Genomic DNA, 25,745 nt, shown 5'->3' on the forward strand with positions numbered 1-25,745 from the left:
CCGTTGTATCTTGGGCGGATGCGACAAAACAACTCCTCCATGCTGGGCAGACTCGGCACCTCCGGCCGGCTGGTGTTGTTCCTGGTGGTCAGTGCCTTTTGCGGGGCGCTGGTGGCAGGAATCTTCATTCCCACTGCGGCTGTCGGAGCCTCCGGCGCAAACATCGTCCTGGACGCCATGGAAGACCTTCCCGACGAGTTCCAGACCGGACCTCTGGACGAGGGGTCCAAGATCTACTCGGCCGACGGCGTTCTGCTTGCCTCGTTCTACGCGCAGAACCGGATCCCGGTGACGCTGGACTCGATTTCGCCGCACATGCAGGACGCGATTGTCGCCATTGAGGACAACCGGTTCTATGAGCACGGGGGAGTGGATGCCAAGGGCGTTGCACGCGCTCTGGCCTCCAACCTGACCAAGGACAGCACGCAGGGTGCCTCCACCCTGACCATGCAGTACGTGAACAACGTGCTTATCGACCAGGGCGTGGCTGAAGGCAAGAGCGGCGACGACCTCACCATCAGCGGAACCAAGAATTTCACCGACAAAATCCGTGAAGCAAAGCTCTCCCTCGCCGTCGAGAAGGAGTACTCCAAGGACGAGATCCTGGAGGGCTACCTGAACATCGTGCTGTTCAGCGGCCGCACGTACGGCATTGAAGCGGCGGCCCAGAACTTCTTCGGCATTCCCGCTGCCAACCTGAACGTTGCGCAGTCGGCCATGCTTGCCGGCATGGTGCAGTCGCCGAACAACTTCAATCCCTTCACCAACCCGGAGGGCACCCGGGAACGCCGTGACGTCGTCCTCGCAGCGATGCTGCGCTACGACAAGATCACACAGCAGCAGTACGACGACGCCGTCGCCTCCGATCTGCAGCTGAACCCCCAGCCCGCTGCGCACTCGGGTTGCGTGGGAGCCGAAATGGCCGACTACTTCTGCAGCTACGTGGAGCAGGTCATCCTGTCTTCGGATGAGTTTGGCGTGGATGAAACAGCTCGTGCCAAGCTGCTGGCCCGCGGCGGCCTGACCATCACCACCACGCTTGATTCACGACTCCAGGAGCAGGCCCAGACCCAGATAGAAGCACAGGTGCCCGTAGGGGACGCCTCCGGAGCGGGATCCGCCATGGTGTCGGTGGAACCAGGAACCGGAAAAATCCTGGCCATGGCCCAGAACACTGATTACACGCCCGAAGAGGGCCCCGGAAACACCCAGCTGAACTTCAACGTCGACAAGAATATGGGCGGCACCTCCAATGGTTTCCAGCCCGGATCCACGATGAAGCCGTTCACCACTGTTGCTTACCTCGAGGCCGGTGGAAGCATCGACGACGTGATTGATGCCTCCCGCACCACATACCCGGCCGGTTACGACTGGACCGCCAGCTGCCTGCCGGAAGATGCATACTTCGAGGAATGGAAGTTCAAGAACGCCCAGGACGGCTACGAACGCCGCATGACCGTGGGTGACGGGCTGACTTGGTCCGCCAACACGGCCACCGTCGCCCAGGCCTCGCAGCTGGACTTGTGCGACATCCGTGACGCCGCCGCCCGCATGGGCGTGCACCGCGCCGTCGACGGGGAACCCCTGGAAGTGAATAATCCCTCCTTCGTCCTGGGCAGTCAGGAAGTAACGCCGCTGACCATGGCGGCTGCTTACGCGACCTTCGCCAGCGGCGGCGAGTACTGCGAACCCATCGCCCTCACCCAGGTCAGCGATTCCCGGGGCAATGCCTACAAAGTCCCCGAGGAACAGTGCGAGCGTGCCATTTCCGAGGAGATTGCCAAGGAAGTGTCCGAACCACTGCAGAATCTGGTGAACAGCGGCCCCGGCGCCCTGGAGCCCCTTGGTGTTCCCGCGGCTGCTAAGACCGGCACTACCGACGTCTCCGAGCAGACCTGGACCGTGGGTTACACCGAGGGCATCTCAACTGCCTCATGGGTGGGCAACTGGACGTCCTATTCATCGCTGAACGACCTGCCCATCAACGGCGTTGCCCGCAGCTATGTGGACGGATCCACCATTGCGGGCGCGCAGTGGACCGAGTACATGCGGGCCGTGGCACCGCTCTATGCCACCGGCGAGCTGACAGACCCCAACCGGGTTCCCGCTCCGGCCCCGGAACCGGAGGAACCGGAAGAGAAGCCCGAGGAAACTCCGACCCCGACACCGACCCCGGAGGCTCCCGCGGAAACCGGAGCCAACCCGGCTCCGACCAGTGAGCCTGCACCGCCGGCCGCCCCGGAGGCACCGGCACCTGAGCCGTCCGTACCGGCCCAGCCTGCTCCAGCACCGGCGCCGGCACCGGACCCCGTTGTGCCTCCGGTCGAGCCCGCACCCGCAGCAACGCCCCCTGCCGGCGCCTGACCGGTATTGACTGGTACCTAGCACTGCAAAATGCTCCGCACCCCCGACGGGATGCGGAGCATTTTGCTCTGCCTGATTACACGCCTGCAAAGCTCCTGCCCTTGTGCCGCAGAGGAACTGCCCGCACTCTGGACTCATGAAAATGCACTCCGGACTTTCTAGAGACACGCATTCCCACAGCGCATCCAACAGCATGTCACGCCACCGCGTGCTCGCGCTGCCTGCAATGAGCGCCAGGACACTGGCGGTCGGAGCCTTTTCGCTGGGAGCCGTTGCCATGGGAGCTGTGGCGGTGGGAGCCCTGGCCATCGGCAAAGCCAGCGTTGGCCGGGCCGACATCAAGGAGCTGTACGTTGGCCGGCTCCAAGTGGATGAACTCGTGGTGGCGGAATCCACCAGACCTGAGCTCGGACTTTGACAACCGCGGCGTGAGGTTCTGAAGCCTGGCCGCATTCGTGGCCAAATCCCTCGGGCACCTAAGATGGCAAGGTCACTTAGCACCTTCCGGAGTTCCCCAGCCGGAGCCGGATCTTTTCAAAGAAGGAAATACACCATGATCGGTTTCATCGTTGCAGGACTCGTTATCGGCGCTCTCGCGCGCCTGATCAAGCCGGGAAAGCAGAACCTGAGCCTGCTGGCCACGCTGCTGCTCGGTCTCGCCGGTTCCGTGATCGGCGGCGTCATTGCCAATCTGATCGGTACCGGAGATATCTTCGAGCTGAACATCTTCGGCTTCATTGTTGCCGTGATTGCTTCCATCCTGCTGATCGGCGTGGCTGAAGGCATGTCCGGCCGCGGCAAGGGACAGGTTCGCCGCTAGTCCTTAGCCGAGAACGTTCCGTTTCAGGAACGGGTTTACAAACGTGCCCTGCGGATCCATGCGCCGGGCCAAATCGGAGAAGTCCCCGAACCGCGGATAGAGTTCCTGCAGCTGCGGCCGCTCGAGGGTAAACAGTTTCCCCCAGTGCGGCCGCGGCCTCAGCGGCGCAAGAGCGGCCTCGATGCGGGACAGCAGGGCTTCCACCTCTGCCTGCCGGGGTTTCCAGGTGAAGTGCAGGCCCACGCTCTCCCGGCCGTAACTCGAGCTCAACCACAGGTCATCCCGTGCAATGGTCCGGATTTCGCAGATCTGAAGCAGGGGCGCGATCTCCGCGGACATTTCACGCAGGATTCGGATCGCCGCAACTGCGGAACTCCGCTCCACAAGGTATTCAGTCTGCAGCTCGTCCCCGTTGCTGGGCGTAAAGGCGAGCCGGAAGTGCGAGAGCCGGTCCGACCAGGACCCCGGAATGCCCATCTGCTCCGAACAGCTGACGGCGCTGATCCCCGGCAGCGGATGCAGCGGTTCCACGGCTGCGGTCCCACCGAAAAACCCGGCTTTTCCGGCATACGGCAAATCCGCATCGGTGCGGCTTTTCAGCCACACCTGGGACGCCTCCGGGCCGGCCAGCGAACTGAAGATGCTCACGCTGTAGGCAGCGGACGTAATGGCGTCGAAGTTCTCTTCCACTGAGCTCCAGGGCACGCCGGTAAACACGTCTTGGCGCACCTCGTAATCCGCTTCAATCTCCAGCGTGATCCGGGTGAAAATCCCCACCGCGCCCAGAGAGACCACCATGCCGTTGAAATCGGGGGAGGACCGGTCCACCCGCAGCACATCGCCGTCGGCCGTCACGAGTTCCAGCGCCGCAACCGCAGTGGCGAGATTGCCGTTGCGGTCGCCGGAACCGTGCGTGGCAGTGGCAACCGCCCCCGCCACCGAAATGTGCGGAAGCGAGGCCAGATTGTGAAGCGCGTATCCGTGCTCCGCCAGGAAACCGGCCAGCTCCCCGTACCGCATTCCTGCGTCCACCGTGACTGTCAGCGCAGCCTCGTCCAGCACCGGCGCACTGCTCAGTTTTTCGAGGCTCACCATGAGCGCCGAAGAATCGGCTATGTCATTGAATGAATGCCTCGTACCCACGGCGCGAACAGACGGTGCGGCAGCCACCAGTGCGCGCAGTTCCTCCAGACTGGAAGGATGGGCGATTTCCGCTGCTGAATAGCGCAGGTTGCCCGCCCAGTTGTACTCCGCCTTGTCCTCCGCCAGAACATCCTCAAGCACGGTGTTGCCCCTCAATCTGTTGGAACCGCTAACGGCGGAAACCGGCTGGATGAATCAGAATCCCTGTGCCAGCCGATAGTACGCCTGGTTCATCTTCAGCTCGTTGACGAACGATGCCGTGGTGGTGGCGTCGTCGATCATTGCCAGTTCCACGTCCGCAATCTGCGCGAAGTCCTCCCACACGTCCCGCCCCAGGGCAGTGGACATAACCGTGTGGTGGGCTCCGCCGGCTGACAGCCAGCACTCGGCGGAGGTCTCCAGGTCCGGAGCCGGCTTCCACACCGCGCGGGCCACGGGCAGGTTGGGCAGGTCCTGCTCGGGCACCACGTTTTCCACCAGGTTGGCGGTGAGCCTGAACCGCTCGCGCATATCCGCCAGAGAGACGACGACGGCGGGGCCGGGGTCAGCGGTGAAGACCAGACGAACCGGGTCGTCCTTGCCCCCGATGCCCAGCGGGTGGATTTCCAGTGCCGGCTTGGAGGTGGTCAGGGACGGGCAGATTTCCAGCATGTGCGCACCGAGGATGACCTCGTTCCCGGGGACCAGATTGTACGTGTAATCCTCCATCAGGGACGCTCCGCCGGGCAGGCCCTCGCCCATGACCTTGGCGATGCGGACCAGGACGGCGGTCTTCCAGTCACCTTCGGCGCCGAATCCGTAACCGTCGGCCATCAGACGCTGCACGGCCAGGCCGGGAAGCTGCTGCAGGGCGCCCAGATCCTCGAAGTTGGTGGTGAAGGCGCCAAAGTTGCCGCCGTCCAGGAAGGAGCGCAGTCCCAGTTCCTGACGTGCGCCGTAGCGCAGGGACTTGTGGCGGCCGCCGTCGCGCCGAAGCTCCGGAACGACGTCGTACAGTTCTTCGTACTCGGCAACCAGCGCGTCAATGGCCTCTTCGGTGACGGCGTCCATGGCCTCGGCCAGTTCGTTGACGGACCAGGTGTTTACGGAGACGCCGAACTTCACCTCGGCCTCGGTCTTGTCACCCTCGGTCACGGCGACGTTGCGCATGTTGTCGCCGAAGCGTGCCAGTTTCAGGTTGCGGATTTCGTGCCAGCCGGCGGCGGCACGCGCCCAGGAATCGATCTTGGCCTGGACACGGGGGCTGGAGACGTGCCCGACGACGGTCTTGCGGCTGATGCCCAGGCGGGAGGCCATGTAGGCAAATTCCCGGTCGCCGTGCGCGGCCTGGTTCAGGTTCATGAAGTCCATGTCGATGTCCGCCCACGGCAGCTCGACGTTGTGCTGGGTGTGCAGGTGCAGCAGCGGGCGCTGCAGCTTCGTCAGTCCGCGGATCCACATCTTGGCCGGAGAGAAGGTGTGCATCCAGGCGATGAGCCCAATGCAGGATTCGGAGGAGTTGGCGGCCAGGATGGTCTCCTGGATGGCGTCGGAATCCTTGAGGACGGGCTTGAACACAATCCGGTAGGGGACGGCGTCGGCGTCATCCAGCTGCCGGGCAATGTCGCTTGCCTGTTCGCGGACCTGGGCCAGGGTGTCTTCTCCGTAGAGTCCCTGGCTGCCGGTGAGGAACCAGATTTCGCGGGCGGGGGCGGTGCTAATGGTCATGATGGTGTCTTTCGTGAGCGTGACGGAGGGAGGGCGCTATTTTTGGCCGTAAACGTTCTGGTAGCGCTGGTACAGATGGTCGATGTCTGCCTGCGGGATCGGCAGCAGCTCGCCGAGCTGGCGGCTGATGTGAACGGTGCGGGCCACCTCTTCGCACAAGACTGCTGACTTCACGGCGGACCTGGCGTCCTTGCCGATCGTGAACACGCCGTGGTTCTGCATGAGGATGGCGGTGGAGCGGTGACCGTCAAGGACCTCGACGATGCCGCGGCCAATGGAGTCATCACCGATCAGGGCAAACGGGCCAACGGGGATTTCCCCGCCGAATTCGTCCGCCATCATGGTCAGCACGCAGGGAATGGCTTCTCCGCGGGCGGCCCAGGCGGTGGCATAGGTGGAATGGGTGTGGACGACGCCGTGGACGGCCGGCATGTTCCGATAGACGTAGGCGTGGGCATCAGTGTCCGACGACGGCGAGCCGCCGCCGTCGACCGCTGTGCCGTAAAGATCGGTGAGGACCATGTTCTCGGCAGTGAGGTCGTCATAGGAAACACCGGAAGGCTTGATAACCATCAAATCCTGGTCCGGCACGCGGGCTGAGATGTTGCCCGCGGTCCACACCACCAGTTCGTTGCGGGTCAGTTCGGCGTGCAGGTCGCTGACCTGGCGGCGCAGCCGGTCGACGGTGCCGAGAACATCGGAGGTGGCCGTCACAGCGCGGGCTCCAAATCCTGTGCAGCCGTTCCGGCGCGGTGCGCCGAAGCGGTCCGCTGGATGGCCTTGAGCCGGTGCATGACCTCGTTGGCGCCGCGGCCAAAGTAGTCATGAAGGGTGGTGTATTCGGCGAAGAGTTCGTCATAGGCACGAACATTCTCCGGAATGGGGCGGTACACGCCCCGCTTTACCCGCCCCATGGCGGCCGCGGCGGTCCGGACGTCCGGGTAGGCTCCGGCGGCCACTGCTGCATGGATGGCCGACCCCAGGGCGGGTCCCTGCTCGGAATCGATCACCGACAGGGGCAGGTTGATGACGTCCGCATAGATCTGCATCAGCAGCGGGTTCTTCAGCAGGCCGCCGGCCACCACAAATTCCGTGACCGGAACACCGCTGGCGTTGAACGCGTCAATGATGGTTCGGGTGCCGAAAGCCGTGGCCTCCAGCAGTGCCCGGTACATGTCCTCGGGCCGGGTGGCCAGGGTTTGACCCACGAAGACGCCGGACAGCTCGTGGTCCACGAGGACCGAACGATTGCCGCTGTGCCAGTCCAGGGCCACCAGGCCGTGCTGGCCGATGGCCTGGCCGGAAGCAAGTTCGGTCAGGTATTCGTGGACTCCGATGCCTTTAGCGGCCGCCGCGCTGACATACCGGGGCGGCACGCAGTTGTTCACGAACCAACCGAAAATGTCTCCCACCCCGCTTTGTCCTGCTTCGTAGCCCCAGAGTCCTTCCACGATGCCGCCCTCTACGGCTCCGCACATGCCGGGGACTTCGGCGAGTTCCTCGGCATTCATCACATGGCAGGTGGAGGTACCCATGATGGCGACCATCTGTCCGGGCTGCACTGCGTTGGCTGCGGGGGCCGTGACATGCGCATCCACGTTTCCGACGGCGACGGCGATGCCCTCGGGGAGCCCCGTCCAGGCGGCGGCGCGGGCGGACAGCGTGCCGGCTGCGGAGCCGAGCTGGCCGATGGCGTGGTCCAGCTTCTCCCGGACGAATCCGGCAAAGCCGGGGTTGAGGGCGGCAAGGTAGTCTTCGGACGGGTACCGGCCGTCCTGGTAGATGCCCTTGTAACCGGCGGTGCATGCGTTGCGGACGTAGGTATCCGTCAGCTGCCAGACAATCCAGTCCGCGGCCTCCACCCAGTGGTCCATGGCGGCGTACACTTCGGGGTCTTCTTCAAGGATCTGCAGGCCCTTGGCGAATTCCCATTCCGAAGAGATCAGGCCGCCGTAGCGTCCCAGCCAGGACTCGCCGCGCTCGGCCGCGAGGGTGCTGATCCGCACGGCCTGGCCCTGGGCGGCGTGATGGCGCCAGAGTTTCACGAACGCATGCGGCCGTGAGGCAAATTCGGGGAGCTCATTCAAGGGCGTTCCGTCTTCGAGGACGGGAACCATGGTGCAGGCGGTGAAGTCGGTGGCGATGCCGATGACATCTGCGGCATCGACGCCGGCGCTGCGAAGGGCCGCCGGAACGGCGTTCTGCAGCACTTCAACGTAGTCCTGCGGAACCTGGAGGGCCCAGTCCGGAGGCAGCCGGACGTCTGAGCCGGGAAGGGTCTCAGTGACGACGGCGTGCGGGTACTCGTGGACGGCGGAGCCAAGTTCCGTTCCGTCTGAGACCCGCACCACCACGGCACGTCCTGACAAGGTGCCGTAGTCGACCCCCATCACGTACTGCTCATGCGGTTGGGGGTTGCTCATGGTGCCTCCTGCCGCGGTGTCCGCGGAAATCGTCATTGATCGTGTTAGCAAAGTTGTTAGCGCTAACAATTAGACGTGTGCACCGTCACGATGTCAAGAGAGCGTCGTCCGGCGCCTCCTACGTGACAGGGGGAGCAGTACTGGCGCGGATGACAAGTTCCGGCAGGGGAATGCCGGCGGGATGCTGGTCCGGCGTGCCTGCATCAGCACCCCCGGCGATCTCTTCGAGCAGCAAATCAAAGCAGTAGCTGCCCATGCGGCGGTAGTCCTGGCGGATGGTCGTCAGCGGCGGCAGGAAATGTGCTGCCTCCGGCTGGTCGTCGAATCCCACCACGCTGATGTCTCCAGGCACGCTGATGCCGCGCTCATGCAGGGCACGCATGAACCCCAGGGCCATCTGGTCGTTCGCCACGAACACTGCAGTGTGCGCCGCCGCATCAAAGTCGAGACCAATGCGGTAACCGGACTCGGCGCCCCAGTCACCCGCGATCGGGGCGGCGGCGGAAAGTCCCCGTTCCTCCAGTTCTTCCCGCCACCCGACGACCCGCCGCTGAGCGTCCATCCACAGCTCGGGTCCCGCCAAATGGGCAATCGAGCGGTGCCCGAGATCCGCAAGATGCGCCACGGCCATCCGTGCTGCGTGTTCCTGGCTTCCCTCGGGTGCCAGTCCGCTGGCGACAATTTCCAGTGGAATGTTCAGTTCAAGGTTCCGGAACAGATCCACGCCGGCCTGAACCGGAGCCACAACGACAATTCCGTCCGGAGCCTGGTTCAGCAGGTGGTTGACCGATTCCAGCATGGAGGCGCGGGTCATCTCGCGCAGGCCCGCCACACTGACAAAGTAGCCGTTTCGAAAGGCGGCCTCCTGCAGTCCCAGCAGGGTGCTCGCCGGACCGTACTGCTCGAGTTCGGTGATGATCACACCGATGACTTTGGAGGAGCGGGTGACCAGCGATCTGGCTGCGGCGTTGCGCCGGTATCCCAATTCACCGATAGCGGCGGAGACCCGTTCCTTGGTGTCCGGGCTGACATTGGGGTGGTCGTTCAGCACCCGGGAAACCGTCTGGTGGGACACTCCGGCTACCCGTGCCACGTCCTCCATGGTGGGAACTGATCGGGACGGCCTGCGGCGGGACGGTGGCATTGGTTTCTTCCATTCGGCACAGCAGGGTCCAGCTCGCGGCCGGCCTGCTGCGGATTGCGGTGGCTGTCGGTGGTGAGATTATCCGGCGCTGATTGAATACGAAAAACGATGTTCATCGCCCGGTTCCAGCACGATCAGATCCGTACCGGTGTTGAAAGCGTCCGGCGGGCACGTCATGGGCTCAACTGCCATGCCCCGCCGGCCGAGCTCTTCACCGGAATAGACCTGCAGCCAGGCAGACCCTTCGGGGCCGGCCGGAGTTGAGAGAACCGTCGCCGCGCCGGTGGCGGGGTCGCGCAGGCGAACCTGCCATCCGTCGTCGGACAATCCTGTAAACGCGTGGTCCAGGCTCATCCCGCCCAGTACCCGGGGTTGGGAAAAATCAAACTCCGAACCCGCGGTTTCCTTCAGCTCCAGCGGCAGCAGCCGGTCATCGGTCATGAGGACCTGTGCTGCCGTGAAGCTGACCTCGCACTCGTCCACGGCTTTGTCTCCTGCGGCAAGATACGGATGCGAGGAGACTCCGTAGGGGGCGGCGGTGCGGCCCACGTTGGCGGCTTGGATCGTTACGGTGAGGCCGCTGTCCGCATCAAGCGAGAACTCCGCCCAAAGGTGCAGCTGGTGCGGATAACCGGGCTGCCCGTGCAGCATATTTGCCAGGATCACTGAACCGGCTGACTCCTCGGCGACCTGCCACTCGTCCCACACCACCAGGCCGTGGAGTGCGGTGCCTGTGGATGCCTCGTTGACGGGGACCTCGTAGGTCCGGCCCCGGAAAACATACTTGCCGCCGCCAATCCGGTTGGGCCACGGAGCCAGCGTCTTTCCGGCATAGGCATGCGGCACTTTGTCGGGGTCAAAGGGCAGCACCAAGGAATGCCGGCCGTGGGACAGGCTTTGAATTCCCGCACCGACCGCAGCGATTCCAGCCGTGTAATCGCCGGCTCGGAGTGAAATGATCCGGCCGTTGGGGCTGGTTGGACGATTCATGGCAGTTCCTGTCGGGCGTTTGAAGGTGCTGGAATTTTGAAGGTGCTGGATGGGGTAGACAGTCAGGCACCTTGGAGTTTACCTGTGGAGACCCTACTCCTGCGCCGCGGCGGACGTCATCACAGCGGAGCTGAGGCGGCCGTCGCGCATGCCGGCCACAGCATCGGTCAGCGGCACGAAGTCCATGTCATGGGTGACCATGACCGTGCCGAAGCCAAACTCCCGGGTCAGGTGAACCAGCAGCTTCACGATGCTCTCGGAGCGTTCATGGTCCAGTGCCGCTGTGGGCTCATCCACCAGCATCAGCGCCGGGCTTCCCATGAGGGCACGGGCGATGTTGACCCGCTGCCGCTGGCCGCCGGAAAGTTGGTGCGGGCGCTTGTTCGCCGCGGAGGTCAGGCCCACCAGATCCAACAGGTCCAGTGCCCGCGGTCCGGATGCTGAAGTGCGTTGTCCGCGCAACCGATCAGTGATGATCAGCTGCTCCACCGCTGTGAGCGAGGGCAGCAGATTGGGTTGCTGGAAAATCAGTCCCACCCGGCCGCGGCGCAGGGTGGTGCGGCCGGCGTCGTCCAGCGTTGAAGTATCCACGCCGGCCACTTCGACCCGGCCGGCTGTGGGACGGATCAGGGTAGCGGCCACGGCCAGGAGGGAGGACTTGCCGGAGCCCGAGGGGCCCACCAGTGACAGCACTTCCCCCGCGGGCAAGCTCATGCTCACGTTGTCCAGGGCTTTGAGTGTCCCCTCACCGTCCGGGTATTCAAGGGTGACGCCGGTCAGCGACAGGGCAGCGGATACGGACATTGATTGGTCCTTTCGAGAGGGGTTTGCCGGGATGGCCGTCATCAGTTCCCGCCCAGGGCGGTGAGCGGGTCCACCTTGGTCACGCTGCGGACGGCGAGCGCAGCTCCGGCCAGGCCAAGCAGGACAATTCCCAGAACGGGCAGGACCGTGGTGGCGGCGCTGACACTGAATGGCGCCAGCTGCGCCGCAACTGCGCCAATCCCCACTCCGGCCAGACCGCCCAGGAGGGCGCCGCCGGCCAGAACGATCGCCGCCTGGGCCAGCGCATCCCGCAGCAGGTAGGACGAGGAACCGCCCAAAGCCTTCAGCACTGCAATGTCCCGGGTTCGCTGCACGGTCCAGACGGTCAGGAACGCGACAATCACCAGCGCGGAGATGCCGTATAGGAAGGCCTGCATCAGGAGCAGCGATCCGTTTTCGGAACGGTAGGATCCCAGGGCACTGTAGGAACCGCGGACGTCGGTGGAGACGGTCCGGGCCGAGGCGTTGGCGGCCGCTGCGGCATCGGGTGTGGCGGTGGAGACGATGACGGTGGCTACGGGGGCGTCCGGCAGGGACGCGTCATCGGTGTGGGCCACCTGCTGCCAGGTCTCAAGGGAGGCCCACGCCACCGGGGTGTGGCTGTACCAGGAGTCTTCGGAAACGGCACTTACGGTCAGGCTGCGGCCGCCCAGGGCTACGGTTCCGCCCACGTCCACACCCAGATCTTCTGCCGTGGAGGCACCGAGGATGACTCCGCCGTCGTCCACGCTTTGGGGAGCCAGTGCGGAACCGGGCTCGACGCCGAAGACGGCCACGTTCGCGGTGGATTGGGCCACCGCCCGGGTCTGGGTAATCCCGAGGGGCTCAGCTCCCTGAACCCCCTCGGTGTTCCGCCATTCCCGCAGTTGTTCTGCGGTGACCACAGACTCGGTGTAGGAGGCCTTGGCTCCGGTGTTGCCGGGTGCACCAAACGCAACGGAGTTGATCCCGTGGTCCTTGAATGCGGCCACCGCACCGGTGTTTTGGTTGCCCAGCCCGGCAGTCAGCCCGGAAAGCAAAACCAACAGCAGCGAAATCAGCGCCACGACGCTTCCCATCAGGGCGAAACGCCCCTTGGCGAAGCGGATGTCACGAAGTGCGAGATACACGGCAGTTCCTTCCAGATCGTCGGCCGGTATGTCCGGCCTGTTGTCCTTGTCTTCCACCGTCCCGCGTAACCGGCACCGTTCCATCGGACGGGCGGTCGATCCGCACCGATTGTTGGGCTGAGCCTACGCTCCACCAAACGGTTGATGTGCCCGGGATTGGGGGAGCCTAGGCTGGACCATATGAGTGCTGCCTACCCACGGACCGACGGCGCTTCCCCCGGCGACGTGGTGCTGCGGGCACTGCGCATCGCCCTGCACACCGCATTTGCCGGTCTGCTCCTGCTGGCCGTGATCCAGATGGGCATGACTGCCCAGGCCTGGCCGGTGCGCGCGTGCGCCTATGCGGGAAGTGCGCTGCTGGCCGCGGTGTACGTCGCAGGCACCGTAATTGAGAGCCGGCACGCTTCCACCGGCAGGGGACCCGATCCCCGCCGCTACGGCGCAGCCTGGCTCGCTGTGGTGACCGTGCTGTGGCTGTGCCTGCTGGTCATCAGCCCGGAGTTCTCCTGGTTGGCCTTCCCGCTGTTCTTCCTGGACCTTCAGCTGTTGCGAACCGTCCCGGCGCTCGCCGCCGTTCTGGTCACCACTGCCGCCGTGATTCTGGCGCAGTGGGCGCGCAGCGGCCAGCCGAGTGCAGCCGCCTTCCTCGGCCCGGTGATCGGTGCACTGTTCGCGGTCGTCATGGGCAGCGCGTACTCATCCCTCCACCGTGAAAGCGTCAACCAGCGCCTTGCGCTCGCGGAGCTGCACCGCACGCGCGGCGAGCTGGCCGCGTCCCAGCACTATGCCGGAGTGCTGACCGAGCGCGAACGATTGGCCCGGGAAATCCACGACACCCTGGCTCAGGGTCTTTCCAGCATCGTCCTGCTCTCCCGTGCGGCCGGAAGCGCCCTTGATGCAGGCGACCCGGCACTGGCCAAAGAACGAATCGGGCTGGTCCAGAGCACCGCCGCGGAGAACCTGGCCGAGGCCCGGAGGTTTGTCCGCGGCCTCGCTGCGGCGCCGCTGGAGCGGGGTTCCCTCGACACGCGTCTCGCTGCATTGTGTTCGGATACTGCGCGGCGGGCCGCTGCCGGCGTCGGGTCGCTGCGGTGCATGTTCCGGGTGGACGGGACCCCGGTTCCCCTGCATCCTGCTTATGAGGCCACTCTGCTGCGGGCAGCTCAGTCGCTGCTGGCCAATATTGAGGCCCACGCCGGCGCGTCCAACGCGGTGGTTACCCTGGAATACTCACCGGACTCCGTGGCGCTGGATGTGTTCGACGACGGCGGTGGCTTTGATCCGGAGGCGCTCCCCACCGGCCCCCGGGCCGACGGCTCGGGCTTTGGCCTGCTCTCTCTGCGCGAGCGGATAGCCGACCTGCACGGTTCCCTGAGCGTGGAGTCGGCGCCCGGCGAGGGAACTGTGGTGGCCTTGCGGCTGCCGCTGGATGCAGCCACGGACTCCGCCGCGATTCCCGGGGCTAACGCATGACCGGCCTCCGCGTCCTGCTGGTGGATGACCACCCGGTGGTCCGGGCCGGGCTGAGGGCCATGCTCGGTGATTTCGACGGGCTGGAGATAGCGGCCGAAGCGGCCGACGGAGCTGCAGCCATCGCAGAAGTGGCCCGTCAGGAAGCCCTGGGTACGCCGTTTGATGTGGTGCTGATGGATCTGCAGATGGGATCCGGCCCGGACGGGGCGGAGGCGACGCGGCGGATCAGGGCAGCGGGCGGTCCGCCGGTCCTTATTCTCACCACGTATGACAGCGATGCAGACATTCTTGCCGCCGTCGACGCCGGCGCCGCCGGTTACATGCTGAAGGACGCGGCGCCGGAAGAGATCCGTGCTGCTGTTGCAGCAGCTGCGCAGGGACGGACGGCGCTTGCTCCCCAGGTGGCCGGACGCCTGCTCGGTCAGTTGCGCAGTCCGGAAGCTACGCTGAGTCCGCGTGAACTGGAACTGCTTCAGCTGCTGGCCGATGGAATGGCCAACCGCGCGATCGCCCGGCAACTCTTCATTTCCGAGGCCACCGTCAAAACGCATCTGGTGCACATCTACGAGAAACTGGGCGTCGACAACCGTACGGCGGCCGTGAACGAAGCCCGGAAGCGGCGGATCATCCGTCGCTAGGGGCAGCTGCGGCTAAGCCCAGGTGGTGGCGACTCCGGCCAGGCGGTGCACTCTGGCTTCCCATGGCCGCAGCACGTTGGGGTCGCCGGGTTCCCCGTAGTTACCCAGCACCAGTTCCCGACCGTGCAGATAGGCGGGCACGGGAAGCAAACCGGCGGAGACGTTGCACATGATGGTCAGCTCCTCGTTGCCCAAGCTGCGCCGGAAGGCAAAAAGCTGCGGGTCGTTGGGTTCCAGCATTTCAAAGTCCCCCAGGGATACCACCAAGGATTCGTGACGCAGCTGGATCAGCCGCTGATAGTAACGAAAAATTGACTTTTCGGCGGTCCTGTCCGCCGCGGCGTTAACGGACCGGTAATTGGGATTGACGTCTATCCAAGGTTTGCCTGCACTAAAACCCGCATTGGGGGAGTCATCCCACTGCATGGGAGTTCGGGCGTTGTCACGGCTGACCTTTCCCAGTGTGTCCAGCACATGTTCCTCGTTTATGCCCCTGGTGACCGCGTAGTCATAGTAGGCGAGCGATTCCACATCCCGGTACTGGTCCAGTGACGTGAAGCCGGCATTGGTCATTCCGATTTCGTCGCCCTGGTAAATGAACGGCGTGCCGCGCTGCAGATGGATCACCGTTGCCCACAGGGTGGCTGATTCATATCGGTACTCGGCGTCATCGCCGAAACGCGACACTGACCGGGGCTGGTCGTGGTTTCCCAGGTAAAGGCTGTTCCAGCCGCGGTCTGCCAGCGAGCGCTGCCACCGGTTCGCGATCGTCTTGAAGTCGCGCAGCTTCATGGGCAGGTGGTCCCACTTGCCGCCCGGCCCGTGATCCAGGCGCATGTGCTCGAACTGGAAGACCATGTCCAGCTCCCCGCGAAGGGAGTCGGTGAACAGTACCGCCTCCTCCACCGTCACGCCGTCGGTCTCTCCCACCACCAAATACTCACTGGTCCGGTAATCGAAGACCGCCCGCATCATCTCCTGGATGAACTCGTGCACCCGGGGACCGGAGACGTAGAAAGGAGCCCCGTTCGCGTACATTCCGCCGCTTCCCACCGGGCTGTCCGGCAGGGCGGGCCGTTTGGAAATGAAGTTGATGGCGTCCATGCGGAACCCGTCAATGCCCCGGTCCAGCCACCAGTTCATCATTTCGTAGACACGGGTACGGACGCGGGTGCTTTCCCAGTTCAGGTCCGGCTGGTGGGGACTGAACAGGTGCAGGTAGTACTGCTCCGTTCGGGGGTCATATTCCCATGCGCTGCCGCCAAAGATGGATCCCCAGTTGTTCGGTTCGGCGCCCGGGTTATCGGGAGAAAAACCCCTCCGTGGATCCCGCCAATAGTAGGAGTCCCGCGACACGTTGCTGCGGGATGACGATGAGACCACAAAGGCCGAGTGCTCATCGGAAGTGTGGTTCACCACCAGGTCCATGATCAGTTTCATGCCGCGCCGGTGCACTTCGGCCAGCAGACGGTCGAACTCCTCTTCGGTGCCGTACAGGTGGTCGATGCGCCGGTAGTTGGAGATGTCATAACCGTTGTCATGCTGGGGAGACTGGTGGACGGGGGAGAGCCAGATGACGTCCACGCCCAGCTCGCTGAGGTAGTCCAGACGCTCAATGACACCCGTGATATCGCCGATGCCGTCCCCCGTGCTGTCCGCGAAACTCCGGGTATAGATCTGGTAGACGACGGCGCTGGTCCACCATGCCGGCCGATACGGGTTCCTCATGGGGCGAAGGTCCTTTCGCAGGCCATCCCAGCGGCAGCGGGGCCCGCCGCGGTTCGTTCTGCCGCCTGCGAGGAAAGTCTATGGCCGGGTGCACGCCGTCCAACAGGGACCGCGGCAAGCAGCGGCCCGCACCGGCGTAAACGGACGCGGGGCGTCCCGCCGGTGAGAGAAGGAGCACATGCACCGTTCTGGATTTCACTCTCATTTTCAGCGGGCGTAGCGTTGATTGGCCGGTTCAGCCAGCTTGTTCCGGCCTCGGTTCCCCCGATAAAAGAACAAAGCAACAGGAGTATGCGGTGACACGCGGCGGTAAGACCCCCGACCAGAAACTATGGACCAAGGGATTCGTCCTTGCCATCATCACCAACTTTTTCCTCTCCCTGGTGTTCTACCTTTTGATGACCACCATGGCGCTGTACGCCGTTGAGCAGTTCTCCGCCTCGGACAGCGCCTCCGGTTTCGCCTCAGGCTCCTTCGTCATCGGAGCGCTCGCGGCCCGGGTCTTCAGCGGCAAGTTCCTGGACTTTATCGGCCGCCGCCGGCTGCTGCTGGGCGGACTCGTGGTCTTCACCATTGCGGCGCTGCTTTACCCGCTCGCGGACAGCCTTGCCGCGCTGCTGGCCATCCGGCTGCTTCACGGAGCCGCGTTCGGTGCGGCCAGCACTTCCATTTCCGCATCGGTCATGGGTCTGATTCCGGTCCGCCGCCGCGGAGAAGGCACCGGATACTTCGGCATTTCCACTACGCTGGCCACTGCGGTGGGCCCCTTCCTGGCCGTGCTGATCGTGGACACCATGACCTACGATGTCCTCTTCCTGACCAGCGCCGCCTGTGCGGCCCTGGCCCTGGTTGTTGCCCTGATGCTTCGGCTGCCCGAGCGGACGCCGACCCCTGCGGAACAGGCCCGCAAATGGCACCTCCGCTTTACGGACATCCTGGATCCGGCGGCCCTGGCGATTGCCTCCATCATGTTTGTTGCCGGCGCCTCGTATGCCGGAATCCTCACCTTCATGAATTCCTATGCGCAGGAGGAGAACCTGGTGGCTGCCGCCAGCTCGTTCTTCCTGGTCTACGCCGCAGTAGTGCTGATTTCCCGCCTGTTCATGGGCCGCCTGCACGACGTCTACGGCGACAATGCCGTCATCTATCCCACGCTGGTCTCCTTCGCCGTCGGCCTGGCCATGCTGGCGTGGGCACCCAACGGCCTGGTACTGGCAGCTGCGGGAGTGTTCGTGGGCATCGGCTTCGGCGCCCTGGTTCCCACCGCCCAGGCCATTGCCGTCACCATGGCGCCGCCGCACCGCGTCGGGCTGGCCACCTCCACGTACTTCATCATGATGGACGCGGGAGTAGGCCTGGGCCCGCTGGCACTGGGCGCCCTCGTCTCCGTGACCGGGTTCCACGGCATGTATTGGCTGCTGGCCGGGTGCATCCTGGCCACCACGGTGCTGTACCACTTCGTCCACGGCCACAAGCACTACCGCCGCAGCACGGAAATCCCGGCGGACACCGCAGCCTGAATCTCCGCCGGTCCCCGGAACCGTTCGGTGCTGTAGGTTATGGCCATGGCCGGCAAAGCAACCACCCTGACTGTCCCTGGTCCGAACGGCGAGCGCGAAATGCGCATCTCCAGTCCGGACCGTGTCCTGTGGCCCGAGCTGGGGCTGACCAAGCTCGACCTCGCGCAGTACACGGCGGAGGTCGGCAGTGCGTTCATCGCCGCCAACGGCGACCGCCCGGTGTCACTGCAGCGGTTTCCGGACGGGATCGACGGCGAACAGTTCTTCTCGAAGAATCCGCCCAAAGGCGCACCGGACTTCATCCGCGCCGTCACCGTGACCTATCCCAGCGCCCGCGCGCATCCGCAGCTGGTCCTCGATGAGCCTGCGGCTGCGGTGTGGGCCGTCCAGATGAACACGGTGGTGTTCCATCCCTGGCCGTCCCGGGCCGAAAACACCGACAATCCGGACCAGCTGCGCATAGACCTGGACCCCCAGCCCGGCACTGACTTCGACGATGCCGTTCCCGCCGCCTTTGAACTGCGCAGCGTCCTGGCCGAGGCCGGCCTGGACGCCTTCATCAAAACGTCCGGAAACCGCGGCCTTCATGTGTATGCCCCCATCACTCCGGACCATGAGTTCCTCGACGTCCGGCATGCCGTGATTGCCGCAGCGCGCGAACTTGAACGCCGCATGCCGGAACACGTCACCACCGCCTGGTGGAAGGAAGAGCGCGGGCAGAAGATCTTTGTGGACTTCAACCAAGCCAACCGGGACCGCACCATTGCCGGTGCATACAGCCCGCGGGCGCTGCCGCATGCACCGGTGTCCACTCCGCTCCGGTGGGACGAACTGGAGAAAGCTGACCCCCGGGAGTTCACCGTCCTCACGGTTCCGGAGCGGCTGCGCACGGTAGGGGACCCGTGGGCGGACATGGGCTCGAACCCCGGCAGCATTGACGTGCTGCTGCAGTGGTGGCAGCGGGATCTGGACAACGGTCTGGGAGAAATGCCGTTCCCGCCGGATTACCCCAAGATGCCCGGCGAACCGATGCGGGTCCAGCCCAGCCGTGCACGCAAAACGAACTAGGCGTGCATGCAACAAGTCTTAGCCGTGCACGAAAGCAGCCTTGGTTTCCCGTAAAGTAGAGCGAAGGTGCGCCGGGAAGTCTGGTCGGCAATAACATTGTCGACCGCTTTTTAAGGAGCTATCCATGCCGTCCAACACCACGCCGGAGCCGCAGTCGCCCGGAGCAAAGAACCCTGCTGACGGCCCCCGCGTCCTGAGCCGCGGCAGCTACAGCGAAAAACTCCGCATCGGTGAGATCCTGCGCAAGGAAACCGTCGGCGGCATGCTGCTGGTCGTGGCCGCGCTGATCGCCATCGTGTGGGCCAACTCGCCGCTTTCCGACAGCTACTTCGCACTGCGCGACTTTGAAATAGGCTACGAGCCCTGGCATCTGCAACTGAGCCTGGGGGCCTGGGCCGCGGACGGACTCCTGGCGGTCTTCTTCTTCCTCGTGGGGCTGGAACTCAAGCGGGAATTCGTCGCAGGCGACCTGCGGAACGTCAGCAAGGCGATCGTGCCGGTAGCAGCTGCCGTGGGTGGAGTGGCGGTCCCCGCCGCGATTTACGCCGCCATCAACCTGGGCCACCCTGAGAGCCTCAATGGGTGGGCCATTCCCACCGCCACTGACATTGCTTTTGCCGTTGCCGTGCTTGCCATCATCGGCTCTCATCTGCCGTCCGCCCTGCGGATTTTCCTGCTGACCCTCGCCGTGGTTGACGATCTGCTCGCCATCACCATCATTGCCGTCTTCTACACCGAAGACCTCGAGATCACGCCGCTGCTCCTCGCCGTCGCCGGTCTTGCCCTCTACACCTTCCTGGCGCAAAAGTACCGCCGTTTCTTCGGGCTGAAAGCCTCCGCCGCGTGGTTCATCCTGCTGCCGATCGGCGTCGTCGTCTGGGCGCTGGTGCATGCCTCCGGCATCCACGCCACGGTGGCCGGGGTGCTGCTGGGGTTCGCGGTACCCGTGATCCGCAGCCAGGCCAGCGGCGGCCCGGACGCCGGGCCCGGCCTCTCGGAGATCTTCGAGCACCGCTTCCGCCCGCTCTCTGCCGGATTTGCGGTACCGGTTTTCGCGTTCTTCTCCGCCGGCGTAGCGGTTGGCGGCTGGGACGGCTTCATGTCCTCACTGACCGATCCCATCTCGCTGGGCATCATTGCCGGCCTCGTGCTGGGCAAGCCCATCGGGATCCTGGGAACCACCTGGCTGATCACCAAACTCACCCGGGCCAAGCTGGATGCGTCCTTCAACTGGGTCGATCTGTTCGGCGTGGCAGTACTGGCCGGCATCGGTTTCACCGTCTCGCTGCTGGTTGCGGACCTGAGCTTTGGCCACGGCACCATCCCCAATGACCACGCCAAGGTGGGCATCTTGGCGGCATCGATCGTGGCCGCACTGCTGGCTTCCCTGGTTCTGACGCCGCGCAACCGCCACTACCGCACTGTCGAGGCGGAGGAAAATGTCGACGCCGACGCCGACGGAGTCCCCGACGTGTACCAGCAGCGGCCGAAGGCCTAACACCCCGCGCCGCAGGAAAATTGCGGCTGCCGCCGCATCGAACGGGCAGGGGCATATCCGCCCGGGACGGACACCGCTACAGTCGGAGCACCATGCCGACAATCTCAGTGGTTATCCCGTCCCGCAACGATGCGCCCCTGCTCGCCGACTGTCTGGCCGCGCTGCAGCGGCAGACGCGGCCCCCGGACGAGGTGGTGGTGGTGGACAACGGCAGCACCGATGACACGGCAGCCGTCTGTGCCGCCGCCGGAGTTCGGCGGCTGTTCCTCTCCGTTCCCGGGATCGCCGGCGCAACGGCAGCGGGGTTCGACGCAGCGTCCGGGGATCTGCTGGCCCGGCTGGATGCCGACTCGGTTCCGCCGCCCGATTGGGTGGAACGCGTGGAGAGGATCCTCGTTGCCCAGGGGCCAATGACCGCGGTGACCGGTCCCGGCGACTTTTACGGCGGAAACCGGCTCACGCGCTGGATCGGCGAGAACATCTACATTGCGGGCTACATCCATGTGGTGGGGGCATTCCTCGGCCACCCGCCCCTCTTCGGGTCCAACTTTGGCATGTCCGCTTCTATGTGGACGCAGCTGCGTCCGCTGGTGCACCGGGACCTGCACCAGGTCCATGACGACTTGGACCTGAGCTACCAGATCCGCCCGTGGATGTCCGTGCTGTACGACCCGACCCTGAGGGTGGGGGTTTCAGCGCGGCCCTTCGACAACTGGAGCGGGTTGAAGCGCCGGTTGGTCATGGCCTGGCAAACCTTTGACCTGGATTTCCGCGGCGAATCGCCCCGTGCACGACGTCGTGCCCGCCTGCAGGCCCGGAGAATCGCTCCGCCGGATCAACCAGCCGAAGCGTAGAGGGCCAAAAGATCACGGCTGAGCTGGTGTGGCGCATCCTCGCAGGGCCCGTGTCCGGCGCCGTAGGCCGCGAACCGGGCGCCAATGGCTTCTGCGAACGAGTAATGCAGATACTGCGGCCACACGTCAGCACGGCCAACAGCCACGAGCTTGGGCTGCGGAGCAGCCTTGAGGGCGGCACGCAGGTCCGGTGATTGCTTCATCAATCCCACGATGTCCCGGAGTGAGTCATTCCGCGTGTAGTCGAAGCGGTGACGGATGAAGTCCATGCGGGCTGCCGGGACCCCGACAAAGTTCTTGCGGATGCCCCAGACGATGAGTCCGGCGTGCATCTTGTCGTTGACCAGGGGACTGAACCTGCCCACTCGGCTTACGGCTCGGAAACTCTGGCCCGGCACCGGCGGACAGCTCAGCAGGCACAGGGAGCGGAACAGATCAGGACGGCGTGTGAGGGCAATCTGGGAAACTATTCCGGCAAAGGAGTAACCCAACACGTGCGCCGGCCCGGTGAGGGAATCCAGGACTGCGAGAAGGTCATTCACGAACAGGTCATATTCGTAGTGGGTCCGCGGCGGCGTCAAATTCTCCGGTCCTGCGCCGGCCGACTCATACTGCCCGGCCAGGTCAAAGCTGATGACGTAGTATCCGGCTGCTGCCAGCACCGGCATCATGAGGGAAAAGTCTTCCTTGGATCCCATGGCTCCGGGCACCAGGACAACGGGCGGATCGGTCTGCTCGCCCATGGTCCGCATGGCAAGTGTTCCGCTGGGCGCGGAAAACGCGCGGTCAACGGATCCTTCCGGAGGGGTTGCCCAGTTGATCTCTCCCAGTTGGGCGTCGAGCCGCTGGGCGTCGTCGAGGAGGACCGGATGCGCTTTCAGGGCGCCCCGGCCTCCGCGCACCCGTGCCAGGTTTCGCCATGCCATACGCCACAGTAACCGCGGAGCATGGCCAGGGGGCAGGGAGGACGGCCAAAAGCCGGCTGTGACCGCCGGTACTTCCGTGCGGGAGTGCGGCACCGAAGCAGATAGAATCATTGTCCTGCCCGGATAATCCACGAGGAGATGACGTTGAAGTTTCCCCCCAACAAGTACGTCTACCGCAGCATCGTTTTGACCGGGATCGCCTCGACCAAGGTCTTCCGGATACCCGTCCTGCCCTCCGGCCTCGAAAACCTTCCCCGCGACGAAGATATCCGCGGGCTGACCCGGACAGCCGTTCCCGGCAAGGGTGCGGTCGTGGCCATCACTCACTTCGGCTACCTGGATTTTGTTTTCGCCGAGTATCTGGTGTGGAAAAAGCTCAGGGCACACATGCGTTTTTTGGTCACCAAGAAGGCGGCCCGGAAACCCTTTGTCAAAGCCATCTGCGACATGTGTGAGCACATCATCGTGGACCGGTCCAACGGTGCCGCCGCTTACACCGAGTCGGTGGAAGCCCTGCGCCGGGGCGAGTACCTGGCCGTGCTGCCCGAGGCCGGCGTGAGCCGCAGCTTCAGCGTCCGCAAGCTCAAGACCGGTGCCGTCCGGATGGCAGCCGAAGCCGGCGTACCCATCATCCCGGTCTCGGTCTGGGGCAGCCACCGCATGCTCACCCGCGGCGGACACGGACTGAGCCTGAAATCCGTGTGGAAGAACCCGGTGCGGATCCATGTCAGCCCGATGATGCGGGTTGCCCCTGATGCGTCTGTAACCGAAGCAACCGAGCTGCTGCAGAAAACCCTGCAGGCCGGCATGGACCACTGCATCGACACGTACCCGGTGACGCCTGAACCGGGCGCCTGGTGGATGCCCGTCAGCCGCGGCGGCAGCGCCATGACCGTGGAAGAACAGATCATCCTGGATGAACAGGACCGCGAAAAATACAAGATCACCGGCTAACGGGACCGGGGAGCCGTTAGCAGTTCAGCTGTTCAGAAAGTCCAGCAGTTCGGCGTTGACTTCGTCGGCGTGCGTCCAGAGCAGACCGTGCGGGGCGCCCTCAATCTCCACGTAACGGGCGTCCGGAAGTGCCTCGGAGAACGGCCGTCCGGTTGCGTCGATGGGCAGGATGTTGTCGGCGGTTCCGTGCAGGATGAGCACCGGGAGCCCTGATTCCCGGACTTTGGCGATGTCGTCCCGGAAATCCGTAAGCCAGGTCGGCACCACGGCGTAGGCGGCCCGGGGTCCGCTTCCTGCGGCCACGTTCCAGCTGCCGCGGACGGCCTCTTCGCTGATGCGGGTTCCCAGGTTTTCCGGGAGGTTGTAGAAGTCGGAGAAGAAGCTGTTGAACCACGCAAAACGGTCCGTTTGCGCGGCCGTAGCGATTCCCTCAAAGACCTCGGCTGGTACGCCGGTTGGATTGTCGTCCGTCTGCAGCAGGAATGGTTCCAGCGACGCCAGGAAAGCCAGTCCGCTGATCCGGTCGGTGCCGTGCCGGCCAACGTAGCGGGCCAGTTCCCCGGTGCCCATGGAGAAGCCCGCCAGCACCACGTCCCGCAGGTCCAGTTCGTTAATGAGGGTGGACAGGTCATCGGCGAAAGTGTCGTAGTCGTAGCCGGAGTTTGGCTGGCTTGACCGCCCGAAGCCGCGCCGGTCGTAGGTGATGACCCGGTAGCCGCCGCCCAGCAGTGCCCGGGTCTGCCGCTCCCAGGAGTCGCCGTCCAGCGGATAGCCGTGAATCAGCAGGACGGGCTGGCCCGACCCCTGGTCCTGGTAATAGAGATTGATGTCTCCGGTGTTTTCGGTCCCTACAGTGACATGGGGCATGACGGTTCCTTTCGGTGCTGACGGGTAGAGGTGGAGCGCGCTTCGGAGCTACCCTCCAATGCCTACGACGGCGATCATCACCGGCACGATCGTGATGATCAGGATGGCTCCCAGGATGTCGAAGAACAGGCCGGTGCGGATCATCCGGGTGATGGGTACGGCGCCGGTCCCGTAGACGATGGCATTTTGCGGTGTGGACACCGGCAGCATGAACCCAAAGGACGCGGCAAAGGTGGCCGCCAGCGCCGGCACAAACGGATCGACGCCGATGGCCTGGCAGAGTGGGATCACGATCGGCACGATCACCGCGGCGGAAGCGGTGTTGGACGTGGTTTCCGAGATCAGGATGGCCAGGATCGCGGAGAAGGCCGTGATGGCCACGATGTTGGTGATGTTCAGGTTGTCCGAGGCGCCTTGGCCGATGGTTTCGGCCAGACCCGTGGAGGCAAGCAGTGCACCGAAGATAATGCCGGTTCCGAAGAGCAGGATGGTGCCCCAGTCGATCTTGGCCGCGTCGGACCACGTCAGCGTGGCCTGCCGTTGCTTCCAGTTCACGGGCAGGATGAACAGCAGGGAGGCGCCGAGCACGGCTACGATTCCCTCGTCCAGCCGGTCGTCCAGGAAGATGTATGCCTCGGACTCCGTGCCCCCGATCAGGCTCGCGACCGCGGGGGCCAGCCACAGGGTGACGGTCACTCCGAAGGCGATCAGCGTGTTGACTTCCGCCCGTGACATTTTTCCCTGGGCCTCCCGCTGCTCCCGGACGTATTCCTCCACGCCTTCGAGGCGGCGGATCTCCGGTTTGTTCAGCAGCAGCATGACCAGGGCCAGCACCACGAACATTGCCAGGCACACGGGTGCGGCGATGGCCATCCACTGGGCGAAGGAAATGCGCACTCCTGTCGCTTCCTCGATCAGTCCGCGGCCAATGAGGTTGGGCGGAGAACCGACGGGGGTCAGCAGTCCACCCACGCTGGCACCGTAGGCCAGCATCAGGAGCAGGGCGGCGCCCACGCGCATCCGCAGCGGATCAAAATCCGCTTTGACGATGCCGCGGTCCTGCATCAGTTTGGCGATGACCACCAGCACGCCCAGCGCGGTGGGCATCAGCATGGCAACGGTGGCGGTGTTGGAGACGAAGGCCGAGAGCAGGCAGGTAATCACACCGAAGGCGATCACCACCCGGTATGTCGATTTCCCCACCCCGGGGGCAGAGAGCACGGCAAAGGCCAGCCGCTGCGCTATGCCGTGCTTAAGCATGGCCTGCGCCAGGATGAAGGCACCGATGAAGGTGAAGATGGTGGTCGATCCGAAGGGAGCCAGGACGGCACTGGCCGGAGCCACCCCCAGGACCACGATGGCCGCAACGCCGATGAGCCCGCCGATTGGGATGGGCACGGGCTCACAGATCCACAGGACAATGACGCCCAGCAGGATGGCCGCCAGCATGTGCTGCTGCAGGTCCAGGTTCAGGGGGAGCAGGGCAAAAACAACGGCGACGACGGGGGCCAGGAACAGGCCGATGGTCTGACGGGTGCGTTCGAACTTCTCTTCCCGGGGAGAGAGCGTCTGTTCGCTGAGGCTGCGGAACGTGGTTCCGCCCAAAAGGGCTGCGCGGACATCTGTGCGTTGCGGGGCGCCCGAATCCTCGGTTGGAGCCGGCTGTTGTGTGTACACAATCGGGGTCCTTCCTC

22 protein-coding genes are annotated in these 25,745 nt (G+C 64.6%); 10 read left to right on the forward strand and 12 right to left on the reverse strand.

From position 1 onward, the window contains the following. The first annotated feature begins 18 nt into the window (after positions 1-18). From MUG94_RS08455 to MUG94_RS08465, 3 genes are all read left to right on the forward strand, one after another. The gene (locus tag MUG94_RS08455) at positions 19-2,364 is read left to right on the forward strand and encodes a transglycosylase domain-containing protein (protein WP_227889731.1); all 2,346 of its coding nucleotides are present in this window, start codon (positions 19-21) and stop codon (positions 2,362-2,364) included. A 226-nt stretch (positions 2,365-2,590) separates the two neighbouring features. Then, positions 2,591-2,782, forward strand: coding sequence for a hypothetical protein (locus MUG94_RS08460; protein WP_227907847.1), 192 nt, complete (start codon positions 2,591-2,593; stop codon positions 2,780-2,782). Between the two features lie 135 nt (positions 2,783-2,917). Further along, positions 2,918-3,184, forward strand: coding sequence for a GlsB/YeaQ/YmgE family stress response membrane protein (locus MUG94_RS08465; protein ID WP_227907846.1), 267 nt, complete (start codon positions 2,918-2,920; stop codon positions 3,182-3,184). Between the two features lie 3 nt (positions 3,185-3,187). Here MUG94_RS08465 and MUG94_RS08470 read toward each other — a convergent pair whose 3' ends face one another. The 8 genes from MUG94_RS08470 to MUG94_RS08505 all read right to left on the reverse strand — a co-directional run bounded on the left by MUG94_RS08470 (position 3,188) and on the right by MUG94_RS08505 (position 12,525). After that, positions 3,188-4,468, reverse strand: a complete 1,281-nt coding sequence (locus MUG94_RS08470; RefSeq protein WP_227907845.1) for an FAD-binding protein — start codon at positions 4,466-4,468, stop codon at positions 3,188-3,190. Positions 4,469-4,522: 54 nt separating this feature from the next. Then, the gene (araA, locus tag MUG94_RS08475) at positions 4,523-6,034 is read right to left on the reverse strand and encodes an L-arabinose isomerase (RefSeq protein ID WP_231704989.1); all 1,512 of its coding nucleotides are present in this window, start codon (positions 6,032-6,034) and stop codon (positions 4,523-4,525) included. Between the two features lie 36 nt (positions 6,035-6,070). Continuing rightward, on the reverse strand, positions 6,071-6,748 hold the full coding sequence (locus MUG94_RS08480) for an L-ribulose-5-phosphate 4-epimerase (RefSeq protein ID WP_227889735.1): 678 nt from the start codon (positions 6,746-6,748) through the stop codon (positions 6,071-6,073). Next, positions 6,745-8,457: a ribulokinase gene (araB, locus tag MUG94_RS08485; protein WP_227907844.1), complete on the reverse strand. Its 1,713-nt coding sequence runs from the start codon at positions 8,455-8,457 to the stop codon at positions 6,745-6,747. Before araB ends, MUG94_RS08480 begins: the two co-directional genes overlap by 4 nt. Before the next feature lie 118 nt (positions 8,458-8,575). Then, the gene (locus tag MUG94_RS08490; protein ID WP_247098853.1) at positions 8,576-9,559 is read right to left on the reverse strand and encodes a LacI family DNA-binding transcriptional regulator; all 984 of its coding nucleotides are present in this window, start codon (positions 9,557-9,559) and stop codon (positions 8,576-8,578) included. A 120-nt stretch (positions 9,560-9,679) separates the two neighbouring features. Beyond that, a complete protein-coding gene (locus tag MUG94_RS08495; RefSeq protein WP_227907843.1) occupies positions 9,680-10,591 on the reverse strand; it encodes an aldose-1-epimerase in 912 nt (303 codons plus the stop codon). Between the two features lie 93 nt (positions 10,592-10,684). Next, positions 10,685-11,395 (reverse strand): ABC transporter ATP-binding protein, encoded by a 711-nt coding sequence (locus MUG94_RS08500; RefSeq protein WP_227889739.1) that lies wholly within the window; start codon positions 11,393-11,395, stop codon positions 10,685-10,687. A gap of 41 nt (positions 11,396-11,436) precedes the next feature. Continuing rightward, positions 11,437-12,525 (reverse strand): FtsX-like permease family protein, encoded by a 1,089-nt coding sequence (locus MUG94_RS08505; RefSeq protein WP_227907842.1) that lies wholly within the window; start codon positions 12,523-12,525, stop codon positions 11,437-11,439. Between the two features lie 180 nt (positions 12,526-12,705). Between MUG94_RS08505 and MUG94_RS08510 the strand changes: the two genes are divergently transcribed. Continuing rightward, the gene (locus MUG94_RS08510; RefSeq protein WP_227907841.1) at positions 12,706-13,998 is read left to right on the forward strand and encodes a sensor histidine kinase; all 1,293 of its coding nucleotides are present in this window, start codon (positions 12,706-12,708) and stop codon (positions 13,996-13,998) included. Next, positions 13,995-14,636 (forward strand): response regulator, encoded by a 642-nt coding sequence (locus MUG94_RS08515; protein WP_227907840.1) that lies wholly within the window; start codon positions 13,995-13,997, stop codon positions 14,634-14,636. The genes MUG94_RS08510 and MUG94_RS08515 overlap by 4 nt, the downstream gene beginning before the upstream one ends. A 12-nt stretch (positions 14,637-14,648) precedes the next feature. On the opposite strand, the gene MUG94_RS08520 is transcribed toward MUG94_RS08515, so the two are convergent. After that, positions 14,649-16,364: an alpha-glucosidase gene (locus tag MUG94_RS08520; RefSeq protein WP_227907839.1), complete on the reverse strand. Its 1,716-nt coding sequence runs from the start codon at positions 16,362-16,364 to the stop codon at positions 14,649-14,651. 296 nt (positions 16,365-16,660) lie between these two features. On the opposite strand from MUG94_RS08520, the gene MUG94_RS08525 reads away from it, so the two are divergent. From MUG94_RS08525 to MUG94_RS08540, 4 genes are all read left to right on the forward strand, one after another. Continuing rightward, entirely contained in the window at positions 16,661-17,884 is a 1,224-nt protein-coding gene (locus MUG94_RS08525; protein WP_227907838.1) for an MFS transporter, read from the forward strand. A 45-nt stretch (positions 17,885-17,929) separates the two neighbouring features. After that, positions 17,930-18,952, forward strand: a complete 1,023-nt coding sequence (gene ligD, locus MUG94_RS08530; protein ID WP_227907837.1) for a non-homologous end-joining DNA ligase — start codon at positions 17,930-17,932, stop codon at positions 18,950-18,952. Positions 18,953-19,076: 124 nt separating this feature from the next. Beyond that, positions 19,077-20,450 carry a Na+/H+ antiporter NhaA gene (gene nhaA / locus MUG94_RS08535; protein ID WP_227907836.1) on the forward strand — a complete coding sequence of 458 codons (1,374 nt, stop codon included), beginning with the start codon at positions 19,077-19,079 and terminating at the stop codon, positions 20,448-20,450. A gap of 92 nt (positions 20,451-20,542) precedes the next feature. Then, positions 20,543-21,304: a glycosyltransferase family 2 protein gene (locus tag MUG94_RS08540; protein WP_227907835.1), complete on the forward strand. Its 762-nt coding sequence runs from the start codon at positions 20,543-20,545 to the stop codon at positions 21,302-21,304. Here the strand turns inward: MUG94_RS08540 and MUG94_RS08545 are convergent. Further along, positions 21,286-22,230 (reverse strand): alpha/beta fold hydrolase, encoded by a 945-nt coding sequence (locus MUG94_RS08545; RefSeq protein ID WP_227907834.1) that lies wholly within the window; start codon positions 22,228-22,230, stop codon positions 21,286-21,288. The two genes, MUG94_RS08540 and MUG94_RS08545, sit on opposite strands and share 19 nt — an antisense overlap. Positions 22,231-22,368: 138 nt before the next feature. Between MUG94_RS08545 and MUG94_RS08550 the strand changes: the two genes are divergently transcribed. Beyond that, positions 22,369-23,184: a lysophospholipid acyltransferase family protein gene (locus MUG94_RS08550; protein WP_423724344.1), complete on the forward strand. Its 816-nt coding sequence runs from the start codon at positions 22,369-22,371 to the stop codon at positions 23,182-23,184. 24 nt (positions 23,185-23,208) lie between these two features. Here the strand turns inward: MUG94_RS08550 and MUG94_RS08555 are convergent, their stop codons facing one another. Both MUG94_RS08555 and MUG94_RS08560 read right to left on the reverse strand, forming a co-directional pair. Next, positions 23,209-24,051 (reverse strand): alpha/beta fold hydrolase, encoded by an 843-nt coding sequence (locus MUG94_RS08555; protein ID WP_227907832.1) that lies wholly within the window; start codon positions 24,049-24,051, stop codon positions 23,209-23,211. 48 nt (positions 24,052-24,099) lie between these two features. Continuing rightward, positions 24,100-25,728 (reverse strand): SLC13 family permease, encoded by a 1,629-nt coding sequence (locus MUG94_RS08560; protein ID WP_227907831.1) that lies wholly within the window; start codon positions 25,726-25,728, stop codon positions 24,100-24,102. Positions 25,729-25,745 lie beyond the last annotated feature (17 nt).

It is taken from the genome of Arthrobacter gengyunqii, from assembly GCF_023022985.1.
GTDB classification, from domain to species: domain Bacteria; phylum Actinomycetota; class Actinomycetes; order Actinomycetales; family Micrococcaceae; genus Arthrobacter_B; species Arthrobacter_B gengyunqii.

Bases quoted from the DNA above. Each gene is read 5' to 3' on its own strand.
- MUG94_RS08515 (WP_227907840.1), top strand. From the start codon at position 13,995: ATGACCGGCCTCCGCGTCCTGCTGGTGGATGACCACCCGGTGGTCCGG.
- nhaA (WP_227907836.1), top strand. From the start codon at position 19,077: ATGCCGTCCAACACCACGCCGGAGCCGCAGTCGCCCGGAGCAAAGAAC.
- MUG94_RS08520 (WP_227907839.1), bottom strand. From the start codon at position 16,364: ATGAGGAACCCGTATCGGCCGGCATGGTGGACCAGCGCCGTCGTCTAC.
- araB (WP_227907844.1), bottom strand. From the start codon at position 8,457: ATGAGCAACCCCCAACCGCATGAGCAGTACGTGATGGGGGTCGACTAC.
- MUG94_RS08555 (WP_227907832.1), bottom strand. From the start codon at position 24,051: ATGCCCCATGTCACTGTAGGGACCGAAAACACCGGAGACATCAATCTC.
- MUG94_RS08495 (WP_227907843.1), bottom strand. From the start codon at position 10,591: ATGAATCGTCCAACCAGCCCCAACGGCCGGATCATTTCACTCCGAGCC.
- MUG94_RS08490 (WP_247098853.1), bottom strand. From the start codon at position 9,559: ATGGAGGACGTGGCACGGGTAGCCGGAGTGTCCCACCAGACGGTTTCC.
- MUG94_RS08510 (WP_227907841.1), top strand. From the start codon at position 12,706: ATGAGTGCTGCCTACCCACGGACCGACGGCGCTTCCCCCGGCGACGTG.
- MUG94_RS08550 (WP_423724344.1), top strand. From the start codon at position 22,369: ATGACGTTGAAGTTTCCCCCCAACAAGTACGTCTACCGCAGCATCGTT.
- ligD (WP_227907837.1), top strand. From the start codon at position 17,930: ATGGCCGGCAAAGCAACCACCCTGACTGTCCCTGGTCCGAACGGCGAG.
- MUG94_RS08455 (WP_227889731.1), top strand. From the start codon at position 19: ATGCGACAAAACAACTCCTCCATGCTGGGCAGACTCGGCACCTCCGGC.
- MUG94_RS08545 (WP_227907834.1), bottom strand. From the start codon at position 22,230: ATGGCATGGCGAAACCTGGCACGGGTGCGCGGAGGCCGGGGCGCCCTG.
- araA (WP_231704989.1), bottom strand. From the start codon at position 6,034: ATGACCATTAGCACCGCCCCCGCCCGCGAAATCTGGTTCCTCACCGGC.
- MUG94_RS08540 (WP_227907835.1), top strand. From the start codon at position 20,543: ATGCCGACAATCTCAGTGGTTATCCCGTCCCGCAACGATGCGCCCCTG.
- MUG94_RS08465 (WP_227907846.1), top strand. From the start codon at position 2,918: ATGATCGGTTTCATCGTTGCAGGACTCGTTATCGGCGCTCTCGCGCGC.
- MUG94_RS08460 (WP_227907847.1), top strand. From the start codon at position 2,591: ATGAGCGCCAGGACACTGGCGGTCGGAGCCTTTTCGCTGGGAGCCGTT.
- MUG94_RS08500 (WP_227889739.1), bottom strand. From the start codon at position 11,395: ATGTCCGTATCCGCTGCCCTGTCGCTGACCGGCGTCACCCTTGAATAC.